18 protein-coding genes and 1 pseudogene are annotated in these 22,639 nt (G+C 41.6%); 11 read left to right on the plus strand and 8 right to left on the minus strand.

Going from position 1 to position 22,639, the window contains the following annotated elements:
- The first annotated feature begins 5 nt into the window (after nucleotides 1-5).
- Nucleotides 6-488 carry a DUF4442 domain-containing protein gene (locus FQ608_RS17110; protein WP_158859564.1) on the plus strand — a complete coding sequence of 161 codons (483 nt, stop codon included), beginning with the start codon at nucleotides 6-8 and terminating at the stop codon, nucleotides 486-488.
- A 3-nt stretch (nucleotides 489-491) separates the two neighbouring features.
- Here FQ608_RS17110 and trxA read toward each other — a convergent pair whose 3' ends face one another.
- Both trxA and FQ608_RS17120 read right to left on the minus strand, forming a co-directional pair.
- On the minus strand, nucleotides 492-806 hold the full coding sequence (gene trxA / locus FQ608_RS17115; RefSeq protein WP_158859566.1) for a thioredoxin: 315 nt from the start codon (nucleotides 804-806) through the stop codon (nucleotides 492-494).
- A gap of 68 nt (nucleotides 807-874) precedes the next feature.
- Complete coding sequence (locus tag FQ608_RS17120; protein ID WP_158859568.1) at nucleotides 875-1,405, minus strand: DinB family protein; 531 nt, start codon at nucleotides 1,403-1,405, stop codon at nucleotides 875-877.
- Nucleotides 1,406-1,459: 54 nt separating this feature from the next.
- Here FQ608_RS17120 and FQ608_RS17125 point away from each other — a divergent pair, with 54 nt between their 5' ends.
- Complete coding sequence (locus FQ608_RS17125; protein ID WP_158859837.1) at nucleotides 1,460-3,502, plus strand: M3 family metallopeptidase; 2,043 nt, start codon at nucleotides 1,460-1,462, stop codon at nucleotides 3,500-3,502.
- Nucleotides 3,503-3,980: 478 nt separating this feature from the next.
- On the opposite strand, the gene FQ608_RS17130 is transcribed toward FQ608_RS17125, so the two are convergent.
- From FQ608_RS17130 to FQ608_RS17140, 3 genes are all read right to left on the minus strand, one after another.
- Entirely contained in the window at nucleotides 3,981-4,988 is a 1,008-nt protein-coding gene (locus tag FQ608_RS17130; RefSeq protein WP_158859570.1) for a cation diffusion facilitator family transporter, read from the minus strand.
- A 340-nt stretch (nucleotides 4,989-5,328) separates the two neighbouring features.
- On the minus strand, nucleotides 5,329-6,981 hold the full coding sequence (locus FQ608_RS17135; protein ID WP_234364246.1) for an amidase: 1,653 nt from the start codon (nucleotides 6,979-6,981) through the stop codon (nucleotides 5,329-5,331).
- A 130-nt stretch (nucleotides 6,982-7,111) separates the two neighbouring features.
- Nucleotides 7,112-7,951, minus strand: a complete 840-nt coding sequence (locus tag FQ608_RS17140) for a sugar phosphate isomerase/epimerase family protein (RefSeq protein WP_234364247.1) — start codon at nucleotides 7,949-7,951, stop codon at nucleotides 7,112-7,114.
- Nucleotides 7,952-8,087: 136 nt separating this feature from the next.
- On the opposite strand from FQ608_RS17140, the gene FQ608_RS17145 reads away from it, so the two are divergent.
- From FQ608_RS17145 to FQ608_RS17165, 5 genes are all read left to right on the plus strand, one after another.
- Nucleotides 8,088-8,654 carry a peptidylprolyl isomerase gene (locus tag FQ608_RS17145; RefSeq protein WP_158859572.1) on the plus strand — a complete coding sequence of 189 codons (567 nt, stop codon included), beginning with the start codon at nucleotides 8,088-8,090 and terminating at the stop codon, nucleotides 8,652-8,654.
- Nucleotides 8,655-8,819: 165 nt separating this feature from the next.
- Entirely contained in the window at nucleotides 8,820-9,356 is a 537-nt protein-coding gene (locus FQ608_RS17150; protein WP_158859574.1) for a DinB family protein, read from the plus strand.
- 312 nt (nucleotides 9,357-9,668) lie between these two features.
- Nucleotides 9,669-10,964 (plus strand): serine hydrolase domain-containing protein, encoded by a 1,296-nt coding sequence (locus FQ608_RS17155; protein WP_158859576.1) that lies wholly within the window; start codon nucleotides 9,669-9,671, stop codon nucleotides 10,962-10,964.
- Nucleotides 10,965-11,147: 183 nt separating this feature from the next.
- On the plus strand, nucleotides 11,148-13,208 hold the full coding sequence (gene metG / locus FQ608_RS17160) for a methionine--tRNA ligase (RefSeq protein ID WP_158859578.1): 2,061 nt from the start codon (nucleotides 11,148-11,150) through the stop codon (nucleotides 13,206-13,208).
- 68 nt (nucleotides 13,209-13,276) lie between these two features.
- Entirely contained in the window at nucleotides 13,277-13,708 is a 432-nt protein-coding gene (locus tag FQ608_RS17165) for a DUF4174 domain-containing protein (protein WP_158859580.1), read from the plus strand.
- Between the two features lie 26 nt (nucleotides 13,709-13,734).
- Here FQ608_RS17165 and FQ608_RS17170 read toward each other — a convergent pair whose 3' ends face one another.
- Together FQ608_RS17170 and FQ608_RS17175 are read right to left on the minus strand one after the other, a co-directional pair.
- On the minus strand, nucleotides 13,735-14,670 hold the full coding sequence (locus FQ608_RS17170) for a tetratricopeptide repeat protein (protein WP_158859582.1): 936 nt from the start codon (nucleotides 14,668-14,670) through the stop codon (nucleotides 13,735-13,737).
- An 18-nt stretch (nucleotides 14,671-14,688) separates the two neighbouring features.
- The gene (locus FQ608_RS17175; protein WP_158859584.1) at nucleotides 14,689-15,750 is read right to left on the minus strand and encodes an AI-2E family transporter; all 1,062 of its coding nucleotides are present in this window, start codon (nucleotides 15,748-15,750) and stop codon (nucleotides 14,689-14,691) included.
- A gap of 559 nt (nucleotides 15,751-16,309) precedes the next feature.
- Here FQ608_RS17175 and FQ608_RS28075 point away from each other — a divergent pair.
- The 4 genes and pseudogenes from FQ608_RS28075 to FQ608_RS28085 all read left to right on the plus strand — a co-directional run.
- Nucleotides 16,310-16,516 (plus strand): annotated as a pseudogene (locus FQ608_RS28075) (PKD domain-containing protein); the annotation flags it as partial.
- Nucleotides 16,517-16,534: 18 nt separating this feature from the next.
- The gene (locus FQ608_RS28080; protein WP_394351669.1) at nucleotides 16,535-17,320 is read left to right on the plus strand and encodes a laminin B domain-containing protein; all 786 of its coding nucleotides are present in this window, start codon (nucleotides 16,535-16,537) and stop codon (nucleotides 17,318-17,320) included.
- Between the two features lie 578 nt (nucleotides 17,321-17,898).
- Nucleotides 17,899-20,661 (plus strand): NAD-binding protein, encoded by a 2,763-nt coding sequence (locus tag FQ608_RS17185; RefSeq protein WP_158859588.1) that lies wholly within the window; start codon nucleotides 17,899-17,901, stop codon nucleotides 20,659-20,661.
- A 79-nt stretch (nucleotides 20,662-20,740) separates the two neighbouring features.
- Entirely contained in the window at nucleotides 20,741-21,010 is a 270-nt protein-coding gene (locus FQ608_RS28085; RefSeq protein WP_394351670.1) for a tetratricopeptide repeat protein, read from the plus strand.
- Between the two features lie 296 nt (nucleotides 21,011-21,306).
- On the opposite strand, the gene FQ608_RS17200 is transcribed toward FQ608_RS28085, so the two are convergent.
- On the minus strand, nucleotides 21,307-22,392 hold the full coding sequence (locus tag FQ608_RS17200; RefSeq protein WP_158859590.1) for an STING domain-containing protein: 1,086 nt from the start codon (nucleotides 22,390-22,392) through the stop codon (nucleotides 21,307-21,309).
- Between the last annotated feature and the right edge of the window lie 247 nt (nucleotides 22,393-22,639).

A 22,639-nucleotide genomic window follows, 5' to 3' on the forward strand; every position in this document is an offset into this window, starting at 1 on the left:
AGTATATGACCGAACCGCAACAAAAATATGTCCGGCAAATGCGCTCTCCATTTACCTTTCGCTGGTTTCTATTGTCGAAACTTCCCACGGTTTTATTTTGGGGGGTCCTAATAAAGCAGTTAGACAGTGGGAGTTGCCAGGTGACGCTACCCTATAGCTGGCGCACCAAAAACCCATTTCGATCTATTTATTTCGCAGCTCTTTCCGGAGCGGCAGAACTTGCCACTGGAGCACTATGTATGTTTTACCTACAGGGTACTGAAAAATACTCCATGCTGATTACCGGGTTTGAGGCTGCCTTCCTAAAAAAGGCTGATCAAACCATTACATTCACTTGCATTGAAGGGGACAGCGTTGGAAAGCTAATTGATTCACTCAATCAGCCTGGACAAACCGGCAGCATTCAACTTAATGTAAGCGCAAGAAACGAAGACACAGAGGAGGTTGCCAATTTCAAAGTGTCTTGGTCATTTAAGAGAAAAACATAGTCCCTAAACTGCTTTTACTTCCTTATTTATCACCTTTACCAACTCATTGGCTGGAACAACTCCGGACTTTCTCCATAATAGACGCCCTTTCTCGAATAAAATCAGCGTGGGAACACCCCTAACCTGGAATTTCTGAGCGGCAGCAGGGTTTTTGTCCACATCTACTTTCACGATCTTTACTTTTTGGCCCACTTGCTGTGCAGTTTCCTGCAAAATAGGCTGCATCATTTTACAGGGACCGCACCAAGTCGCATAGAAATCCACCAATACAGGTTGATCGCCATTAATCAATTCTGTGAAACTCTTTGCATTAGCCATACGATAGTTATCTTTTATTTATCAAGTACAAAGGTAGGTGACAAAAATAGTATATTCAGTAATTTTAGTCACAGTTTCCATCCCCTGCTGGCATAAAAGCCAGCTAAATGGTGTTGCATGTGTCCGCAGATAATGTAAATCAGGGCGCGCACCGACATAGGGTGACCATCGACTTCTCCCAGATGCTCGAGTTGTTCACTGCGGAGTGTATCCAAAAATGCCACAATTCCCTCCCGGTTGGCGATGATGCTCTTCATACTTCCAGACAAGATTTCCTTTCCGACGAAATTGCCCGCAGCCACATAGAGATCCTGGTCGAATCCGGGCAAAGCCACCACAGGTTGCCTCGCAATCATCAACGCCCTGAAATGCATTATTTTCTCCGTATCCAAAAGATGGCCAAACACCTGGTTGTAGGACCATTTGCCCGGAACAGGAGTTAAATCTATCTCCTCTTCTGACAAATCTTCGAATACCCGATTAAGGCGTGAAATCTGATCTATTAATAGTTCATGGACCGACAACCCCTCCAATATATCGATGTAACCTTGATAAAAGGGCTTGTATTCCATGGGATTAGGCTTGGCAATGTGGGGCATAGTCTGAATAATTTGTTAATTTTGCATCTTTATTACAAAGTTAAGAAAGTTATGATGAATCCACTGTTGGAAGAATTTAATACCCCGTTTAATGCCCCTCCTTTTGATCAATTGGAAAGCTCCCATTTTTTGCCTGGAATCCACGCAGCAATTGAGGAAGCCAAGGCTGACATTGAAGCAATAAAATCAGAAATTAGTCCAAATTTTGAAAATACTATTGTCGCTCTTGAAAGATCCGGTGTCAGACTATCGACAATCTCAGGAATATTTTTCAACCTGAATGCCGCTGAAACCAACGATACTATACAGGGATTGGCAAAAGAAATATCTCCTCTTTTGTCTGCCCACAGTAATGACATCTTATTAGATGAACATCTATTTGCCCGCATAGCTGCGATATACGTCCAACGGGACAGTTTGGATTTGGACGAAGAAAGCACCATGCTCCTTGATAAGACTTATAAATCCTTTATCCGTAATGGTGCCCAACTTTCTCTTGATGACAAGAAAAGACTGCGGGAAATTGACCGGGATTTATCCCAACTGGGTCTTCAATTTGGCGAGCATGTCCTTAAGGAGACCAATCGATATGAACTTGTTGTTTCGGATGAAAAAGACCTTGATGGTCTTCCGGAGGCGATTCAGGAAGCGGCCGCACAGACTGCCGCAGAAAAAGACAAAGAAGGTCAGTGGATCTTCACCCTTGCTTTTCCAAGTTATCTCCCATTTATGACCTATGCGAAAAACAGGGAGTTACGAAAAGAACTTTTTATAGCCTACAACACCAAATCCTGTAAGGGAGATGAATTGGACAACAAGGAAATTATCAAAAACATGTTGGCGTTAAAAGATGAACGGGCAAGGCTATTGGGATACGAGCGATTTTCCGACTTTGTGCTAGAAGAACGTATGGCCTCCAACGGGTCTACGGTGATGGCTTTTTTGTATGATTTGCTGGAAAAAGCAAAGCCAAAGGCAAGTGAAGAAATATTTGAATTGGAAGCTTTTGCCAAGGAGCTTGACGGATTGGACCGACTGGAAAAGTGGGATTTCAGCTACTATTCTGAAAAACTTAAGAAACAAAAATACGATGTGGACGATGAATTACTCAAGCCATATTTTGAATTGACAAATACTATCAACGGTGTTTTTTTGACTGCCAAAAAACTTTTTGGAATTAACTTTGAAAAACGGACCGACATACCTGTATACCATTCAGAAGTGGAGACCTATGAGGTGAGGGACGGTAAGGGAAATCACTTGGCAATATTCTATGCGGACTTCTTTCCCCGGCCGGGGAAAAGAAATGGAGCATGGATGACTTCCTACCGGGGTCTGCGCACGTTGGGGGAGAAATCCCAACGTCCTTTAATATCCATAGTTTGCAACTTTTCCAGACCTACAAAAACCAAACCGTCCTTGTTGACCTTTAACGAGGTCACCACCTTGTTTCACGAGTTTGGACATGCCATGCATGGCATGATGGCACAGGGAAAATATGAGTCGCTATCCGGCACAAATGTATATTGGGATTTTGTCGAACTCCCTTCTCAGATATTTGAAAACTGGTGTTACGAGAAGGAATGTCTGGACTTATTTGCCCGCCATCATGACACAGGTGCCAAAATCCCAGAGGAATTGATCATAAAATTGAAAAAGGCCTCCAACTTTCAGCAGGGCTATCAGACAGTGAGGCAGATTAGTTTTGGCTTACTGGACATGGCTTTTCATAGTACTGACCCTAAGGAAATAGAGGATATTTTGGGCTTTGAGAAGAACTTGATGGAGAAAACCGAACTGCTACCGGCTGTCCCGGAAACCTCTTTGAGCACTTCATTTTCCCATATTTTTCAGGGAGGATATGCTGCGGGTTATTACAGTTATAAATGGGCGGAAGTGTTGGACGCAGATGCTTTTGAGTTGTTTTTGGAAAAAGGGATATTTGACAAAAAAACATCAGAGGCATTCGCAACGCATATCTTGTCAGCCGGAGGCAAAACGCACCCCAACACCCTTTACAAGAGATTCAGGGGAAGATCTCCCAAACCTGAAGCCCTACTCAGAAGAGCAGGCCTTATCTCTTCGGAAGATTTATAGAGACTAGCATTCTTCCAAAAAGAAAAGGGGCATGTAAATCATGCCCCTTTCAAAAGTAACCTATCAAAAACTCTAGACCTAGACTTGAAAAGGTAAGCGAAAGAAATCTTCTATATTAAGTTATATGACGATAAATCCAATTATCATCAACCATAAGAGCGCTGAAATCGCAATGAGAATGGTAAATTGTTTATCTTTCATGGCTTCCGAGATTAATATGTTCCTAAATCACATATGAAGTTAAAAATTATATATGTGAAATACAAATTAATCTACAATAAAAAAGCAATTAAACCGTTGATTGCCAAATATATTTTTTTTAAAAACAGCACTGTTTAACACTAAAGCTTAATTAATTTTTATCAAATACAGTGATTTACTAATACGAATACAATTTAAGTTGGAATTTGGTGAGAAACCAATAAAATGGAAAGTACAGCTAAGTGATAGCCACTGGCATTGAGGGAATTGGCGAGTTTTAAACCTGATTGGAAAAAGAAGAATGTTCGTGATAGTGCTTTTGGTTTTTTGACATATTTACTTCATCCCATTTAATTTTTTGCACAGTCGGTACTTTTCTTACTGGGCAGGTTTTTATTTGGCAATAATGGCAACAGGATTCGGGAATACAGGGGTCTGCATGAACAAAGACTTCCACATACCCGGGAAGGTTGTTCTCCAAAACTTCTTCTACATGGTGGACTTCATCGTGAACCTTGACCAGATCGTAATAGTAAGGCAGGGTCAAATGAAGATCAATATGGCTGTCGCCACCATATTGTTGTACCCGCATGTTGTGGATATCAATCCAATTCGCCTTCCTGTGCCTATTAAGGATTTTAACCGTATGTCCAATTGCTGCAGGATTGGTCTCGTCCATAAGACCGGCAACAGACCTACGTACAAGAGTGTATCCATTGTAAATGATATATAGTGCAAAAAAGAGGGAAAATACACTGTCCAAGAAATATAGATCGGTGAGGTAAATAACGGCAATGCCCAAAATAAGCACAAAACTACTGATAGCATCTGTGGAAATATGCTTTCCGTCGGCTTGGAGAGTAATGCTGTTAAGTTCTTTTCCTTTTTTCAGAAGCACATAACCCAGAACTCCGTTGATAACACCGGAAAAACCCACCAAGGCCATCCCTGCTGGCAACATGGAAAGGCTCTGGGGAAACAACAGTGTATAAAATGACTGATAAATGATAAATATGCCAGCCAGAATTATCAGAATACCTTCTATACCCGCGCTGAAAAATTCTATTTTACCATGCCCATAAGGATGGTTGTCGTCCTTAGGCTGCGAACTTAGATAAATACTGTACATCGCAAATGAAGAGGCCACGACATTAACAATACTCTCCAAGGCATCTGTAAGGATTGCGTTAGACTGGGTTATGTAATAGGAATAGAATTTGACAATCATCAAGACGATGCTTATCACAATGGAAAATATAATCAGTCGCCTCTTTTCTTTGTTCACTCAAACGTAATTTTAAACCGTGGTTGCCAAAATTAAAACAAAAAAAGAGATTGTGAAAGGTAACATCAAAGTAATGACGAATCTAAAACGAAACGGGCTGAAACCCGTACACTGTCACCAAACAATCGGCTATCAGGCTTCCGAAATCAAAATTCATAAAGCCTAGCTTCTACAAACATACCCGCTGCCAAAATGAAACATATCCATGCATTCCAAACAAAAGCTCAAAATCCAGATGTAAAATCTGCTGTATGATGAGTAGAAAGTACCAGTAAACGGTCAACATTTTTTAGGCATCGTCATATCCTAAATCAATAATCACAAATAAAAACTCCCCCCCTTACCTCCCACTCCCTTCCAAAAATCTAGGTGCCCTCCTCGCTTTCGTCCCCTGCTCAAATGAATACGCTACCTCCAACAAAACCGGCTCTGACCATGCTGTGCTGAAAAAGGAGATTCCAACCGGCAAATCATCAATCATCCCCATAGGTACAGTAATGCTTGGATAACCAGCGTGTGCGGCGGGGGAGGAGCTTCCTAGATGGTAACTGTCGCCGTTGGTCCAATCGGTTTTCCAGGCAGGACTCCCGGTAGGCGCCACGATGGCGTCCAAATCAAATTCTACCAATACCTTGTCAATGCCTTCGTCTTGACTGTTAATCCGTAATTTTTCCAAGGCTTCCACATACTCTGGAGAGTTTAGGTCCCCTTTTTCCTGAGCCATTTCCAAGTATTTCTGGTTGTAATGCTTTAATTCTATAGAGTCACCTTTATTAAACTCAATCAATTCCTCCAAGCTTTTGACTGGAGCCTGATCTCCCAATGATTTAAAGTAGCTATTCAGGCCGTCCTTGTATTCAAACAACATCACCTGAAAGGAGTGACTTCCCGAATTTGATGCTGAAATTTGCTGGATAGGAATGATTTCCGCACCCTGACTTTCCATATAAGCGATTGCTTGCTCCATAAGTGCATCCACCTTGTAGTTTACACCTGACTTATCCTGGAGCCATCCGATTTTTTTACCTTTAAGCCCATCGGCTTTTAAAAAGACGGTATAATCGGTATGATATTTACCTTCGCTGGCGGACGTTTTATCATCCCTGGAATCTAGACCTATCATAGTCCCCAAGCTAATTGCACCATCCCGTACGGTCCGAGTCATAGGGCCTGGAGTGTCCTGGGTGTAGGAAATTGGTATCACACCTGATCGGCTGATCAAACCCACGGTGGGTTTGATACCCACAATGCCGTTGGCAGTGGAGGGGCAGACAATGGATCCGTTAGTTTCGGTACCAATGGCCATCACCGCAAAGTTGGCTGAAACAGCCGCGCCCGATCCAGCACTGGATCCGCAGGGGTTGCGGTCCAAGATATAAGGGTTTTTGGTTTGGCCACCTAGGCCGCTCCAGCCACTGCTGGACATCTCTCCGCGGAAATTGGCCCACTCACTCAGGTTGGCTTTTCCTAGGATAACTGCTCCCGCTTCCCGTAGTTTTTGGGCGACAAAACTATCCTGAAGGGGTTGGGAACCGGCTAAAGCTCGGGACCCGGCAGTGGTGTGCATCCGGTCATGGGTGTCAATATTATCCTTTAAGAGGACGGGGATGCCATGCAAAGGTCCTTTTCGTATCCCTTCTTTTAATAGCGAATCCAATTCTTTGGCAATGGTAATTGCATCCGGATTTATTTCCAGAACTGATCGGATTTCAGGACCATTGTGGTCTAATGTTTCAATTCTTTTCAAATAGCTGCTAACCACTTTTTCCACCGTCAGCTCTCCGGAACTGTAGGCCTTCTCAAAATCGGATATTTCCCATTCTAAATAAGCAAAGGTATCTTCAGAGGATATATCTACTGATGGTGAGGTGTTTTGGCAGCCGCTAATTAAAATGCCAGAAAGCATCAAAGAAAACAGGATTACTCTTCCTGAGATAAGGGGGCTGCTCGTCCTTATTGGAGAGCCAAAAAAGGAGTTAGGGAAAATTTTCATATTTTGTTAGTGTGGTTAAATTGTTGATTGTCGGAGCAGCCAACACAGAAGTATTTGGTGGTTAGAAATGAGAGGGCTGCCAATCGGATGATAATGGAAAATTTCGCCCAATCAAGCAGCCCATTTATTTTTAAAACTGTGAAGCTACTCTTTTAAAATACTCCATACTTTCTTTTACTTCCGGCAAGTTGTTCTCCCAATTGTGCTCATATTCGGCAGAAAATACTCCTTTAAATCCCTGCCGGTTTAATTCGTGCAGGACGCCGGCTACATTGCAGGTTCCAGTGCCCCAAGGGATGTCGTGGGCATTTCTTGTACCCCAGGCATTGAGATCCTTGAAATGCAGGCTGATGATTTTGCCTTCCAGTTTTTTTAAACTTTCTACAGGATCCAAACCTGACCGTACCCAGTGCCCAATATCTGCGCAAACACCCATCAACGGACTTCTTCCTTCTAAAAGGCGTAGGGGAATTTCCGGATGCCAATAAAAGGAAGGAATTGGGTGATTGTGAAGTGCGATCTTGATTTGATGTTCCTCGCAGAGCTTTTCTATCAGGTCGTACTGATTGGCTCTTGGTTCGGTGGTGATGATTCCAATGCCCAAAGCTTTGGCAAAAGCAAATACCTTTGGCCAGTCTTCGTCACTTGGACTCACCACCCCGTACGCTACAGCCTGCATGTCGTATTTCTTCAATAGCGACTTAATCGTTTCCAAGTCCTGGGCACTTGCTGTAAATGCCGTGGTGGCCTCGCCACCTTTTTTAATTTTTTGACCGGGGTAGAGTTCTACATATTTTACACCGATACTATTTAGTTTTTCTAGGGCTTCCTCAAATGAAAACAGACGAAAAGTATATGCCTGACTGCCCACCTTCCAGTCCACTGGAATGCCCTCCTGAGCAAGTGAAGCCACTGAAATCAGTAAAAATAGAGTTAAAAATATGCCCTTGCTTAGAAGTCGCTTTATCATAATTGATTACTTTTAGAGGTTTATGTTTTATTAGTGTGTCAAAATTATTCAAAATTTCCCCAGCTTGGTTGCTTTCTATGGAAAAGTAGCTGAAAATAGCTTAAAAAAAACATGACAATCATTTTAACCCACTGCCATGAAACCAACCCTTTTCGTTTATATTTTTCTACTTTCCTTTAGTCTGCACGCCCAGCAGGAGGCAATGGGAGTAATTCAGACCCCGTTTGGAGAAATTTACATCAAACTTCATAATGAAACTCCTGTCCACAAAGCGAGCTTTATCCAACTTGCCGAGGCAGGATACTGGGATTCATTGACCTTTAATAGGGTTATTCCAGATTTCGTCGCCCAGGGAGGCTGTCCGGACACCCCAGAGGGATTCACTGATTCCGAGTATTTGCTGGAACCCGAGTTTGTAGATTCACTTACCCACGTTTACGGAGCAGTGGGAGCGGGAAGGGATGACAATCCCGATAAACTCTCCGCCAGGTGCCAGTTTTACATTGTTCACCAAAAGGAGGGGATCACTCGCTTAGATGGGAATTACACCATTTTTGGTCAAGTCATTCAGGGGATGGATGTGGTGGATAAAATCGTGAATGCCCCACGTGATGATAATGATGAACCATTGGAACCGATTACGCTTGAGGTGAGTATTCGTTATTTAGATCGGGATTATATACGAGAGCTTGATGAGTTATGAAAGAATACCTTTAACTTATCGACTTATCGAGAGACTGAGGGACTGAGGGACGGATTTCTTCAACTTACCAACCCATCGACCTAACAACCTATCAACAACTTGGCGCGCAATCCGTAATTTGAAATTCGTAATTCGTAATTCCACAACCTATAAACCCATCCACCTATGAACAAACCTTTTTTATCCTTTCTGACCGTTCTGTTAATTGCTCCTTTATATACTGCATATACCCAAGATGATCCCTTTTTACGGGATTTTTTGCAGCGCTGGAAAAGCTCAAAGGAATACATGGTCGCCGTAGCGGAAGCAATGCCTGAGGATGCATACGGGTTTAAACCAGTTACGGAAGAGATGACCTTTGCGGAGCAGTTGATGCATATTGCGGTGGTGATAGAATGGCACACGTTCAGCAGGTTTGGAGGGTTGGATACACCGTTCAGGTCTGATGAGTTTCGTTTGGATAGCCGCTCCAAAGATGAGGTAATCAGGGTAATGGTAGCGGAGTTTGATAAAGCCGCTGACTTTATCAAACAATTTGATCCCGGTCGATTGGACGAAACAAATACCTATTCGGAGTTTACACGCTCCCGGAGGCAATTTTTGATGTTGCTGGCCGACCATGTTACCCACCACCGGGGGCAGCTTTTGGTTTACCTCAGATTAAAAGGAATAAAACCTCCCAATTATATTCAGTTTCAGTAATAAGTTTTTTTATTTCTATATTGCTTTTGTGGATTTTGAGGGAGATCTATTTTGCGCAGATTCCGAAGATAGGCGCAGAAATTGATTAGCGGAAATTCAAAGTAAATTCTTTTTTCCACTGATTATTCAGACCGATCTAAAAATAAATCCGCGAAAATCAGCGGGATCCCAAGAACTAGGACTCGGGACAAGTTCAGCGGACAATATTTTCCCTTAATAACTGTCACACGTATGTTTTACCGTTTGCTTTCTTTTATTTAATTGCCATCTTACGTATCCATATATTTCTTTTCAATCCATAAACTCTCATTTATGTTGTATAAGTACTTCTGCTCATTTATTCTTTTATTTCAGGTAATGGTTGTTGCTGCCCAGACTCCCACTGCTAAAAAATCACTTCCGCTTGGTGAAGGCAACCCATTGTCAGTCGGCATGTCTCCGGCACGTTTGGAAAAAATAGATGCCATGCTCGGTGCCTCTGTGTCCGAAGGGGATATACCCGGTGTTGTTGCCTTAATCGCCAAAGACGGTAAAATCGTCTTTCACAAAGCCTATGGTATCGCAGATGCAGCCAAAGGTGAATCCATGAAGAAGGATCATATCTTCCGTATCGCCTCGCAGTCCAAAGCCATCACGTCAACGGCCGTAATGATGCTTTGGGAAGAGGGAAAATTCCGGCTGGATGATCCGATTTCCAAGTACATTCCTGAATTTAACAACCTACAGGTTTTGCAGAATTTCCGGTATGTGGACACCACCTACACGTCACGCCCTGCTAATAAGGAAATCACCATCAGACATCTACTTACCCATACATCCGGTTTGGGATATGGTGTAATTGACGGAGATGAACGGATGAAGATGATTTATGGCAAGGCAGGTACTACAGATCTTTTTACAACCGAAGAAGTAAGTATAAAGGATGTAGTCATGAAGCTGGCCAAATTGCCGCTTCATCACGATCCGGGAGAAAAGTACACCTACAGTGTGGGTCTCGACGTCCTCGGCTACCTGATAGAAGTGGTGTCTGGAATGCCCTTTGACCGTTTTTTAAAAGAAAGATTGTTCGATCCCTTGGGGATGGATGATACCTGGTTTTACCTCCCTGAATCCAAAGCCAATAGACTGGTAGCCATCCACCATCGTGTAGACGGCGCATGGAAAAATTATCCGGACACGTTCTATGAAGTCGATTATCCTATCAAAGGAGCGAAACGTTTTTTCTCCGGAGGAGCAGGATTATCCAGTACGGCAATGGATTATGCGACCTTTTTGCAGATGTATTTGAATGGCGGTGAGCTAAACGGAGTGCGTATTCTTAGCCGTACCACGATAGCGGCAATCATGGCGGATCAAACGGGTCCTTTATATGGAGGTGAAAATCAGCATTACGGCTTGGCCTTCGGTGTTTTGACTGAAAGAGGTCAGGGCAAGGGAGGAGACGGTAGCGAAGGCACGTTTGTCTGGGGAGGATATTTTAATACACAGTATTTTGCGGATCCAAAGGAAAACATTGTGGGCATTATCATGAAGCAAACCCAAGGCGGCACCGGTGATCAAACTTCCTGGAAGTTTAAGCAGATGGTGGGGGCTGCTGTCGATAATTAACACCTAATATTTTGCTAACCTGGAAGTAAAGGTCATCGGGAAACTCCTCAGACAGTCTGTGGGAAGTTCAGAAGATAAAACTGGATGGAATTTCAACAGCTAGTGGGAGCAGCCGTAGACGATTAATAGATTTGTGGCAATGAATTGGCCTTCCAAGGTGCTTTTTCCTTATATTTGCGGGCTATGAGCGAAAAATCTTTCAAACGATATACTGTAACTTCGGCCTTGCCCTACGCTAACGGACCCCTTCATATAGGACATTTGGCTGGATGTTACATACCTTCGGATATATATGTCCGGTACCTGCGGTCACGGGAGCGTGATGTTGCCTATGTGTGCGGATCGGACGAGCATGGCGTGGCAATTACCATCAAAGCCAAGAACGAGGGCATTACCCCCCAGGCGGTAGTCGACCGTTACCACGAGCTGATGAAGGATAGCTTCAAGACTTTTGGGATTAGCTTTGACCATTATTCCCGTACATCTGCGCCAATTCACCATGAGACAGCGGCGGGTCTTTTTAAGGAACTTTACGATAAAGGAGAGTTTATTGAGCAAGTCACCGAACAGTATTATGATAAGGAAGCTGGCCAATTTTTGGCGGACCGCTATATCGAAGGAACCTGTCCAAAATGCGGTTACGAACATGCCTACGGCGATCAATGTGAGAAGTGCGGCTCTTCGTTAAGTCCCACTGACCTAATCAACCCGAAATCTAAACTTAGCGGAAACTCACCTGTTTTAAAGGAGACGAAACATTGGTTTATGGATTTAGGGAGGTACACGGCCTTTTTGAAGAAGTGGATCTTGGAAGACCACAAAGACGACTGGAAAAACAATGTCCTTGGTCAGTGCAGAAGCTGGTTGGAAGCCGGTGACGGATTGCAGCCACGCTCAATGACTAGAGACATGGACTGGGGAATTCCGGTTCCGCTTCCTGAGGCAGAAGGGAAAGTGCTTTATGTGTGGTTTGACGCACCCATTGGATACATTTCTTCCACGAAGGAGTGGGCGCAGGAGAAAGGCATAGACTGGGAGCCCTATTGGAAAGATAAAGATACCAAGTTGGTTCATTTTATAGGAAAGGACAATATTGTTTTTCACTGTATTACTTTCCCAGCCATTCTTAAAAATCTTGGAGATTTTATCTTACCGGAGAATGTTCCGGCCAATGAATTTCTGAATCTGGAAGGGGACAAGATTTCTACCTCCCGCAATTGGGCGGTTTGGCTTCACGAATACTTGGAGGAATTTCCCGGAAAGCAAGATGTCCTTCGCTATGTGCTTACGGCCAATGCGCCAGAGACAAAAGACAATGATTTTACCTGGAAGGATTTTCAGACTAGAAACAATTCGGAGCTGGTAGCCATCTATGGCAATTTTGTAAACCGGGCAGTGGTATTGACGCACAAATTCTTTGAGGGCAAGGTTCCCGAACGGGGAATCCTTTCCCCTTATGACTTGGAAGTGCTGGAGGAGATGGCCGATTTTCCGGAAAAAATCGCCCAATCTTTGGAGCGTTTCCGATTCAGGGAAGCATTAGGAATCATGATGGATTTTGCCCGATTGGGAAATAAATACCTCGCAGATACAGAACCCTGGAAAGTGATTAAGACCAATCCTGATCGAACAGCCACCATTTTAAACTTGGCATTGAATATTGCGGCAAATTTAAGTATTGTGTCTGCTCCTTTTTTGCCATTCACGGCTATAAAATTAAAAGAGACTTTGGGATTGGGTCCGTTGTTGTGGAAGGATGCAGGCAAGGACCAGTTACTCATCACTGGTTCGGAAATTGCCTCCGCAACCCTGCTTTTTGATAAAATAGAGGATGAAGCCGTGGAGATACAAGTAAATAAGCTGTTGGCTTCCAAAAAACAAAATGAGTTGTCAAATGCCCAAATAGCACCTATGAAGGATATCATTACTTACGATGATTTTGCTAAGCTGGATATGCGGATTGTGACGATTTTGGAAGCTGAGAAGATGAAAAAATCAAAAAAACTGCTCAAATTGACGGTGGATACGGGGCTTGGTAATAGAACCGTGCTTAGTGGAATTGCAGAACATTTTTCTCCGGAAGAACTTATCGGAAAGCAAGTTACCATGTTAGTTAACCTAGCTCCTAGGAAAATGATGGGTATTGATTCGGAAGGGATGATTCTTATGGCAGAGGATGCAGCGGGCAAACTCAAATTATTACACCCGCATGAACCCTCGAATCAAGGTTCGACGATCAGCTAAGTATTTTTTTGTTTTGTAATGGTTTTGGAGTGCTTTTTGTTTAACAACTATTATAGAACTCATACTGCATGAAAAATAGTGTTTTGCTGATCGTTGTTATAAGTGGGATGTTTTGGTCCGATATCATTACATTGGAGGATTTGCAATGGAAAAACAGGGTATTGCTTGTATTTCCGTCAACTAACGAAGATAATTCCCTCCTTTGGGAAATGACAGATAGCCTGTTGGTAGAGATTGCGAATAGGGATCTTATTTACTTCGTATTTGGAGACAGTCTGATTTCAAATTCTGATTATAAGTTCGAAAAAAATTACGAGAGGCAACTTAGGACTAAATACGCTTTAGGGTCTAAAGAGGTATGCTGGATTCTTTTGGGCAAAGACGGCGGGTCCAAATTGAAGAAGGAAGGCACTGCCCCAGATTGGAAATTGCTTTTTGCGACGATCGATTCCATGCCCATGAGACAAAAGGAGATGAATCGATTAATAGACACGAATTAAAAGAAGGATCTTCTCATCAATTATTTCTACATTTCATTCCTTACCTTATCCATATATTCCGCTATTAGTGGTATATTTTCATTTTTTGCTGAAGCCTCTTGCAGGTACCTGAGTGCTTGAACGAATTCTCCTTTAAAATAGTGGTATAACCCTTTGTTTCTGAGGGCAAAGGCGTTGTTGTTATCCTGACTCAGGCTATAATTGATGTCTTCCAATCCACGATCCAAGTCCCCTGAAAATAGCCGATATAGTCCCCGATTATTATAATAATAGGGCTGATTAAGGTTTATTGATATTGCCTTTTCCACCAATTCCAATGCTTGGTCATAATCATTAGACTCAAAGGCTAGCAGTGATGCCAGGTTGTATATGTTGGGTTCTTTTTCGTTTAATGTTTTGGCGGTACTTAAATCATCCTGTGCACTTTCGTAATTACCCTGATAATAATAAATGGTAGCCCTGTTTACAAGGAGGTCCGAATTATCCGGAGCCAAGGAAATTGCCTGAGAAAAAGCACCAAGTGCTTTGTCATATTCGGAGAGTTCGGTATACGTAAGGCCTTGAATGAAGTATCCCCTATTGTCTTGGGGTAGGACTTTTATCAATATCTCAGCATCGCCGAGAGCCCTGTAGTTTTCCCCAAAGTCCAGGTGGGAAATGGCGCGTTGATATAACGCATCGTAATTGGTTGGCTGGATTTCGAACGCTTTGCTGAAATCTCCGATGGCCTTTGGAAAGTTGGCCAGTCGAATATAGGCTAGACCCCTGTTGTAGTAGGCATCAGCAAATTCTTCATCTAGTTTTAAGGCTTCTTCATAAAAGGTGATAGCTCCTTGTATGTCCCCATCTTGCAATTTGACGTTTCCCTTTAGAAGAAATCTGCCCTTTTTACTCTCTGCCGTATCACAGGAGACAATCATCAATGCCCCAATAATCACGACAATTAATTTATTCAGACCCATAATTACCCTCTTCAGAACCTATTTTTTTAATTTCTCTTCCTCTCCAAACAAAAAAGAGAACGGTTTAGTGCTTTCCTGAAGGTCAAAAATCCGTTTCATAATAGCCAACGTGGGAATAATCAAAATCATGCCAACCACGCCCCAGATAGCTCCCCCAACCAATAACCCGACAAAGGTAATTAGGGCATTCAGATTTACGTTGCTACCTACAATTTTTGGGGTGAGAAAATTACTTTCGATCAATTGGATTACAGTAAATGAGATAACCACCATGAAAGGATAAAACAGGCCATCCATTGTCAGAAATGCGAAGATGAAGGGTAATATAGCCCCTAGAAAGGGGCCTAAGTAAGGAATTATATTCAAAAGGGCGGCGAAAATACCGAAAAATAATGCGTTTTTTACACCAATTAGGTAAAGAACTGCGGTATTCATCACGGCCAAAATCCCCATTACCTTAAAGACTCCCAAGATATAGTACTGGACAACTTTTCTCAAAGATCTAATTTTTTCTTTTACGTGTTCATCATTGTGATCCCTAAATAACCGGGCGATAAACTCGGATAAATGATCCCGATAAATAAGCATGAAAAATATAAATACGGGAACTAAAACCACTCCGGCCAAGGAACCGATTGTATTTAAAAGCAAATTGGAAACGGTATCACTGTTTGATTCCAATAGATTGAAAATCTGAGATTTATCAATTCCATCTTTGATGCCTAAGTCAGCCCCAAAAAGGTTACTGGCTAATTTGTCTATATCCGACAAATAGTTGTTTAATCGATCTGACACATCATCTAAATCCTTTGTAAAATTACGAACCTGCAAGATTACGAGGAGAACTATGCCTAGAATAACGACAATTGCGGATAGCAAGGCAATGATCCCGCTTAATATTCGGGGAATTTTTTTACTTTCCATCCAATTACAAAACGGAATCATTAACATAGCAATGTATCCGCCCAAAAATAATGGGATCAGCAGGCTTCTGCCGATTGTTAAAATAAAAACGATAACGATAATTAACAATAAGATAGCCAGAACCTTTAGGTAACCGGGGATTTTATACTTGTCCATAGAATTCTTCACGGATAAATTTCATATAAATGTATACAAATAGATTAATTATTTTGAGGCTGTTTTGGATTAAGAAACAAACCCACCAAAAAGTATTGACAAATCGAATGCCGGAGGTTATAGGGCATTGTGGTTTGGTATTTAAATATTGGTGGGGAAGAAAAATCGATGTTTGGATTCATCGGATGAATAGGTAACCGCCTTTTCTAAATACCCCAGCATTTTTTCATTATTTAAAAAAACAGAGGGGCTCTTCCGGATCAGTAGATTCTTTTTTCAAATTGACAGCTATCCATTTCCTTGTTTCGACAGATTACTGCCATTCGCAATTACCCCACCCTCACGTTGTCAAACCTGATGTTCACGAACATTATTGGCTCCGCCAAAAGTTAGTGTATATGAAATGGAAGCCGTTTCAGTAAATGTGCATAATTTCCCAACCGAAATTCTCTTTAAATTTGAAGACCCTGAGTATAACAACAGTGCAGAGAAAATAGTACTACAACGGGACAAGTAAACGTATTTGAGTTGGTTCAGGTGAAGGCGTCTTAATGCTGATCCTGTTTCGATAAAAGTAGGTGAAAGTATTACCTTTACAGATGACTCAGAGGGAGACCCTACATCATGGACTTGGGAATTTGAGGGAGGAATTCCGTCGATGTCAACAGAACAAAACCCGACGATAGAGTACGAAACCTCCGGGCAATACAAGGCTACTTTAAAAGTATCGAATGAGGACACTGAAGATATAGTCACAAAGACCGAATATATAACGGTACGTGATCTGGTTCAGGTAACTGCGGATTTTTCAAGCGACAGAACTGTTATCTCGGAAGGGGAAATTGTCCGTTTTGAGGATTTATCTTTTGGTAATCCCACTGAATGGACTTGGACTTTCGAAGGAGGTGATCCTGAAAATTCCTCTATACAGCACCCCGAGGTTCGGTATACCAATCCTGGAATATACAAAGTTACCCTTACCGCAAGCAACAAAGACACAGAAGCTATTACAACAAAGGAAGGTTATATAACTGTTGAAGAAAAGGAAATTGTCATTTCATCGGGGTTTTCTGCAGATGCGGACGGATGGACAATCGTAGGTGATGCACAGGGGGGATCAAATATAGTGGCTTCCTATTCTCCTTTTGAAGGATTGGACGATTCCGGGTATATCTACGCAGAAGACAGAGTCACGGGTGGAGTTTGGTGTTTTTCCGCACCAGAAAAATTTAGAGGAAACAAATCCGAATACTATGGGGGCACAATGTCTTTTTGGCTCATTCAAAAAAGCAATATGCGTAACCAATTTAAAGCCAAAGACATTATTATCCGAAATGGCACTAAGGAAATCTATCTGTACCATAGCGAATACTCCGGTCTAACCTGGACGAAATTTGAAGTGGAAATCAGTGAAGCGGGTGTATGGTTGATAGGAAATGACAGAGTCGCAACCAAAATTGAAATTGAAGAGGTGTTAGCTAACATTACGGCGTTTAGAATTAGGGGAGAATTTGAATATGGTCCAGATACAGGGGGGCTTGATAAGTTTGAATTAAAGCTGCCCCTTTAGCCTATCTTTATTGATAAACATTTAGAACCAAAATCCCACAGCGCATGCGCTGTGGGATTTTGGTTTTTGGGTATTTTTCATTGGTGCAGAATGCGGTACATTCATATTAACCGAAATTGGTACTATTGTCATTTTCTAAATAAAAAATCATCATTCCTAAATCCCAAATTCAACTTCGCCAAAAAAACATAAATTTTTCCCATCTCCAATACCCAAAAATGAATTTTATTGATTATTTTGTTGACGGAATAAAATTGCTTTAAACACACTTTATAGTCATTTACCTATACCATCCTTTTTGATGTAGAAAAAAAAATTTCCTTGCGGCACCCATTGAACAGGAGGATGAAAATGTACGAATGGGAAATGCTACCCTGAACACAAAACAGTTTATAGGGCAAACAAGGCATTTATTTCGATCTAGGATTCTAACGAGACCACAGGGCCCGAATTCGAATGGTAAAGGAAAGGTTGCCGTGCAAAAAGATCGAATCGGTAGCTGAAGGCGGTATTTTATTATTGCTCTACCACACCAATATAGAGGTATTCACAAAAATGGAATTTGACTATGCCTGCGAATGCTTCCACACCGCGCCATGATATATCTAACTTCAAAAAATCTTAAAACTCAATTAAAAGACAAAACTGTCATCAGTCATTCCGGCCATCGTGATCTATTGTCTGAGGACTTTCAAACGATCCGGGAAAAAGTTAGAGGCAAACTGAAAGAAATTGTAAAGGGAAACCCAAATAAGTTTATTCTTATTACCGGGTTTGCGGAGGGGGCGGATGAGTTGGTTGCAGAAGTAGCAGTCGGTCTTGGGATCTCGGTTGTGTTATTGGTGATAGATAAAGAAAGTTTCCCAGCATTCGACCAAGAAGATTTGGAACGAATAGGCAAGATAGAGAGCAAAAAAAATCTATTTATTTATAAGCTAGGGGCAAATCAAAGCACATCCAATCGAGCTCCATACGAGATTCTATGTGATTTACTAGTTAGCCATTCCACACATTTGATAGCTTTATGGGATGGTGTGGATACTGGGAAAATTGGTGGCACATCGGAGGTGGTCAAAAGCTTTAGAGAAAGGGCAAATCAAAAAGGCGAAATTCCGGGCATACTATTCCATCTATTTACTCCCCGCATATCTAATGAAACCCCTAATGCAAATTTATACATAGACCATTTAATCTTACCTCGGAAAAAATATGATTGGGAGACATCAACATTTGATAATGTTAAAAAAAGCGGAAAAAAAACCTTTAAATATTATTCTGATTTCATTTACCGGTTTGGTATTCCAATTCTTTTAGCGTCAATCGTGTTCATCATTGGTTGGAAAGGTTATCTTATAGACAACAATAACATCAATACAAATGGTAATGCTTTTTTCTTTGCAGCCAACCTTATAACATTAAATGAATCTGTCTTCCCAAATCCTGTTTCCAGTTGGACAAAAACAGCACGAGTTTTTGGGGCAGGGTTGGCAGCCTATGGTTTTGGACTTGCATTTTACTTCGCTCTTGGCAAAGAAAACTTTCATCGGTTGAGGTTTTGGTTTTACAGAATATTTAATAGCAGGTTTTCTGTGGTCATAGGGCTAAATGAAGTCGCATACGATATCATACAAGACTTACGAAGAAATAAGCCCTATCAATCCAAATCAAGAGTTGTAGTATTGAGTCAAGATATCAACACTCCCTACACAAGTTTGGCTAGAAATGAGGGGGCTTGGATAATCAGTGGGATCCCTAGCGACAGCATTTCTCTACAAAAAACCTATTTTCATCGCGCGGAGCGGGTATTTGTAGTTACTGGATCTGAGGAGGAAAATGTACGTTGCGTTATGGAAATGGATCAGGTAGCTTCCAAAGGCAAAAAACCCATAACCGAGGATTGGTTTGTCCATATCCAGGACAGAACGCTCAGACAATTGCTACAACAATCCATCAGTGCCCGCACCAACTATGCCCTGACGGTGTTTAGCCATGCGGATAATACAGCCCGTCGCATGTTGGCGGGACTTCCTGAATTGAGAAGCCCGTCACTGACTACCTCAATCGCAATTGTAGGTTTTGGAGCGGTTGGAAAGGCATTGGTATTAAAATCTGTACTTCAATTGGTCTTTACCAAAACTCCAGTACCCAAGATAGTCGTTTTCTATACGGAAAATGAAACAAAAGCGGTGGAAGACTTTAAAAGTGAATACTCCTATCTGTTTCCGACAAGCGTTCAGGGCATAGAAGGTCCGTTTAAGAAATTAACTGATTGGACTTTTTTCGACGATCAAGGTAGCGAGAGCATTTCCGACCGCATTCTTTTTTTCCAGTTGCCTATGATTCACCAACATCTTTCCCATCCCCAAAGCCCACTACTGGCCAATGTTTTTAATGAGGGAAAGTTAAAAGTATTTGCATGCCTCAACACGGGTCTGGAAAGCGCTTCTTTTTTGACAGCCGTTTTGCCCGGATTGGAAGGGATAAAGCTGCAACAAGCGAGCTACGATATCCAAGCCTATTGCTTCTACAACTTTCCGGACGAGGAAGAAGAGGCCTATTTGGAACAGAAGCTAAATGCACTGGCGCCGCATATCCCTGTGAAATGTTTTGGCAACTATCTCTATGAGTTTTCCTGCAACGCCATCCAAAACAGGGAGGCAGACCACTTAGCAAAACAAATTGCATTTTGGTACTACTTGCTGTATGATTACGGATCCGGACCAGAATCCGTCAGAAGATCAATCGAGATAGACGAGCGATTTTCAAAAATTATTTTAGAAATTAATAATTTACAAAAGGGTTTTCTATCAAATGACACCAAGGCGTCCAACGATGATGTAATGAAGTTAAAGATTGAAGGGTTAGAACAACTATGGCACCATGCCCTTACCGATAATCAACTGTTAGGTGATATGCAGAACATGATGCGCTATTGCTGGAAAAGCTTATCCGAAACAGATAGAGAGGGCAACAGACAGGCGGCGGATCACCTGTGGGTAAAGGTGACAGAATTCAATAAATCCTGGTCACTCTCGGAAAAGCCATCAGACATTCAGCATTTTCAAAAATTCTGGGCAGAAAATGAAATCGAAGATTTAGGCCTGGTGGAACACCGCAGATGGAATATGATGAAGATTCTGGATGGTTGGAGACCGTTTGATGGTAAAGATTGGGAAATTCACAAAGAAAACTACAAAGCACAAAAATTACACAATCTCTTGGTACCGTTCAGGGATTTGCCACAAAAAGAACAAATAAAAGATATCCATCAGATAGAAGGAATCCCCTTCTTCATAGGTTTTCTTAGTAGATGCCTCTATAATCAAAATATTCAATTTTAATAATTAAAATATTCAAAATATGCTCTATTTTAAAAGCTTAGATATTATTTAATATAGGTAAATTTTTACTAGTTATAATATAAATTGTAATCGGCAGCTCTCTTCTGAATGGCTAAAAGCCGAGTGTCGATACTGCAACGGTTATGGGGTAAGCCAAGACAGAGATCAAGCGTTTTTATGGTTCCAAAAATCGGCTGAAAAGGGGTTTTCGGATTCGCAAAACTATGTTGGACTAGCATATGACATCGGACAAGGCACACCCAAAAATCACACGGAAGCGAGAAAATGGTATGAATTATCTGCCAAACAGGTGGTGTTCCGTTTCAAATGGCGAAGGGTCATAGGGTGAATAATGAACGATATACAGCTCTAAAAGAATCTGATTTTTACAAATTTGATAGTGAAAGAGAGCAAAGTGGAATTGTAATTTATGATACAATTCGAAAATCTACTGGGTATGAAACATTTGTATTCGATTGGGATTCAAGTTTCTCCATTGGGTATTTACTTAACGAGCGAAAATAAGATAGCTATTTGAAATATTGAATTAGGCCCTCATAAAATAGCCATAGTAGGATAAGATAAGAAGGCATTTCTACAATCCTCTGCTTTAAATTTTAGAAGATTCCCTTTTTATCTTGGGAATTATAAATAACCATCTCTCTTAAGGGAATCTACTAACCCCTCAACCGAAGTAAATTCCAACAACCCTTCCCTAACCCGTTCCGAATCGTTTCGAATATGGTATTTGATAATGCCTTCGATTTTGTCCATTAGCTTTTCAGCAGCTTCGTTGAGAAGGGATATCCTTAGTTTGTTATCGTATTGGTGGGGGTGTTGGTCCATTCGCTTTCGAAGGCTTAGGAGTCTGGGAGATCGCTTTAAGGGATAGATGGTCCGGGGGATATCGACTACCGTGCCGTTAATATGGTCAAACCAAATGGCACCGTCTTTATCTGAAGGTATGAGTGCTAACTTTTCCGTTACCAATTCAAAGCCGGCTTCTTTGAGTCTTGCCTTCATGGCATTTACATCTTCCTCATAGGTATCAAACACACTGATAGGTCTGACTACTATCAGACGTTTGATCTTGTCGGGATAATGGGAAATAAATCCTCCGTCTTTTAGAATTCTCCTCACAAAGTTCATATAATACCCCGTTGCCAAGCCGACTGCAGCGGAAATGTCTACTACTGGCAGGCCCTCATAAAAATCTGAAATAATATTATCCGTAAAGGAATAGGGAGAATCATCGGATACAAAGTTTTGAATAGGTTGTCGGAGCACCTTCTTCAGCTCTTTTTCCTCAAATGCCTTCACCGGATAGCACCGAATGCCCCGCAAATAAAATGGGATGTCTACACCATCTTGAACTAAAACCAAGTAGGGTAAGCCCAATGCATGAACCAAGCCCAGTTCATAGAATACATTGGGTGAAGGATTGGTTTCACCTTCTCTAGGCGTAATGTTAAAAACCACCAGGTCTGCAGTGTCGAGTTTTGAAAAAACATCCCGCTCTATACTGGACCCTTTCCATTCTTCCGGAAAGGTAATTGTTATGTTTTTATCGATTACCCCATGCTTCTCAAGAAATTCCTTACATTTCTTTTCCCGAAGGATTTTCTTTAATGCATTTCTGATCTGAATACTGCTGTCATTTTTTTCGCCCCGCATGGGCCCCAAGATGACAATTTCTAGTCTTTGGTCGGTGAAATAAGAGGTTTTAAACATATCGGTTTGGGTTTTAAAAAAAGAAATTTTCAAAAATGCTTAACAAAAACCAACTCAGGTTCTTCAACCTCAATCTCTAACCCACACCCTGTTGATTAATTAGAAAATTTAACTTTACCCAAAATTTACAGAATTATTCAATATTTTTTTCGGATTTCTCTTAATTATCCAAAAAACCATCAAAACACAAACTGCTTTTGGTCAGGCATAACAAACCGATTAAGCACAAACTTGCCCTTAGATACAT

The sequence above is a fragment of the Lunatibacter salilacus genome (assembly GCF_009797935.1).
Lineage (GTDB): Bacteria > Bacteroidota > Bacteroidia > Cytophagales > Cyclobacteriaceae > Lunatibacter > Lunatibacter salilacus.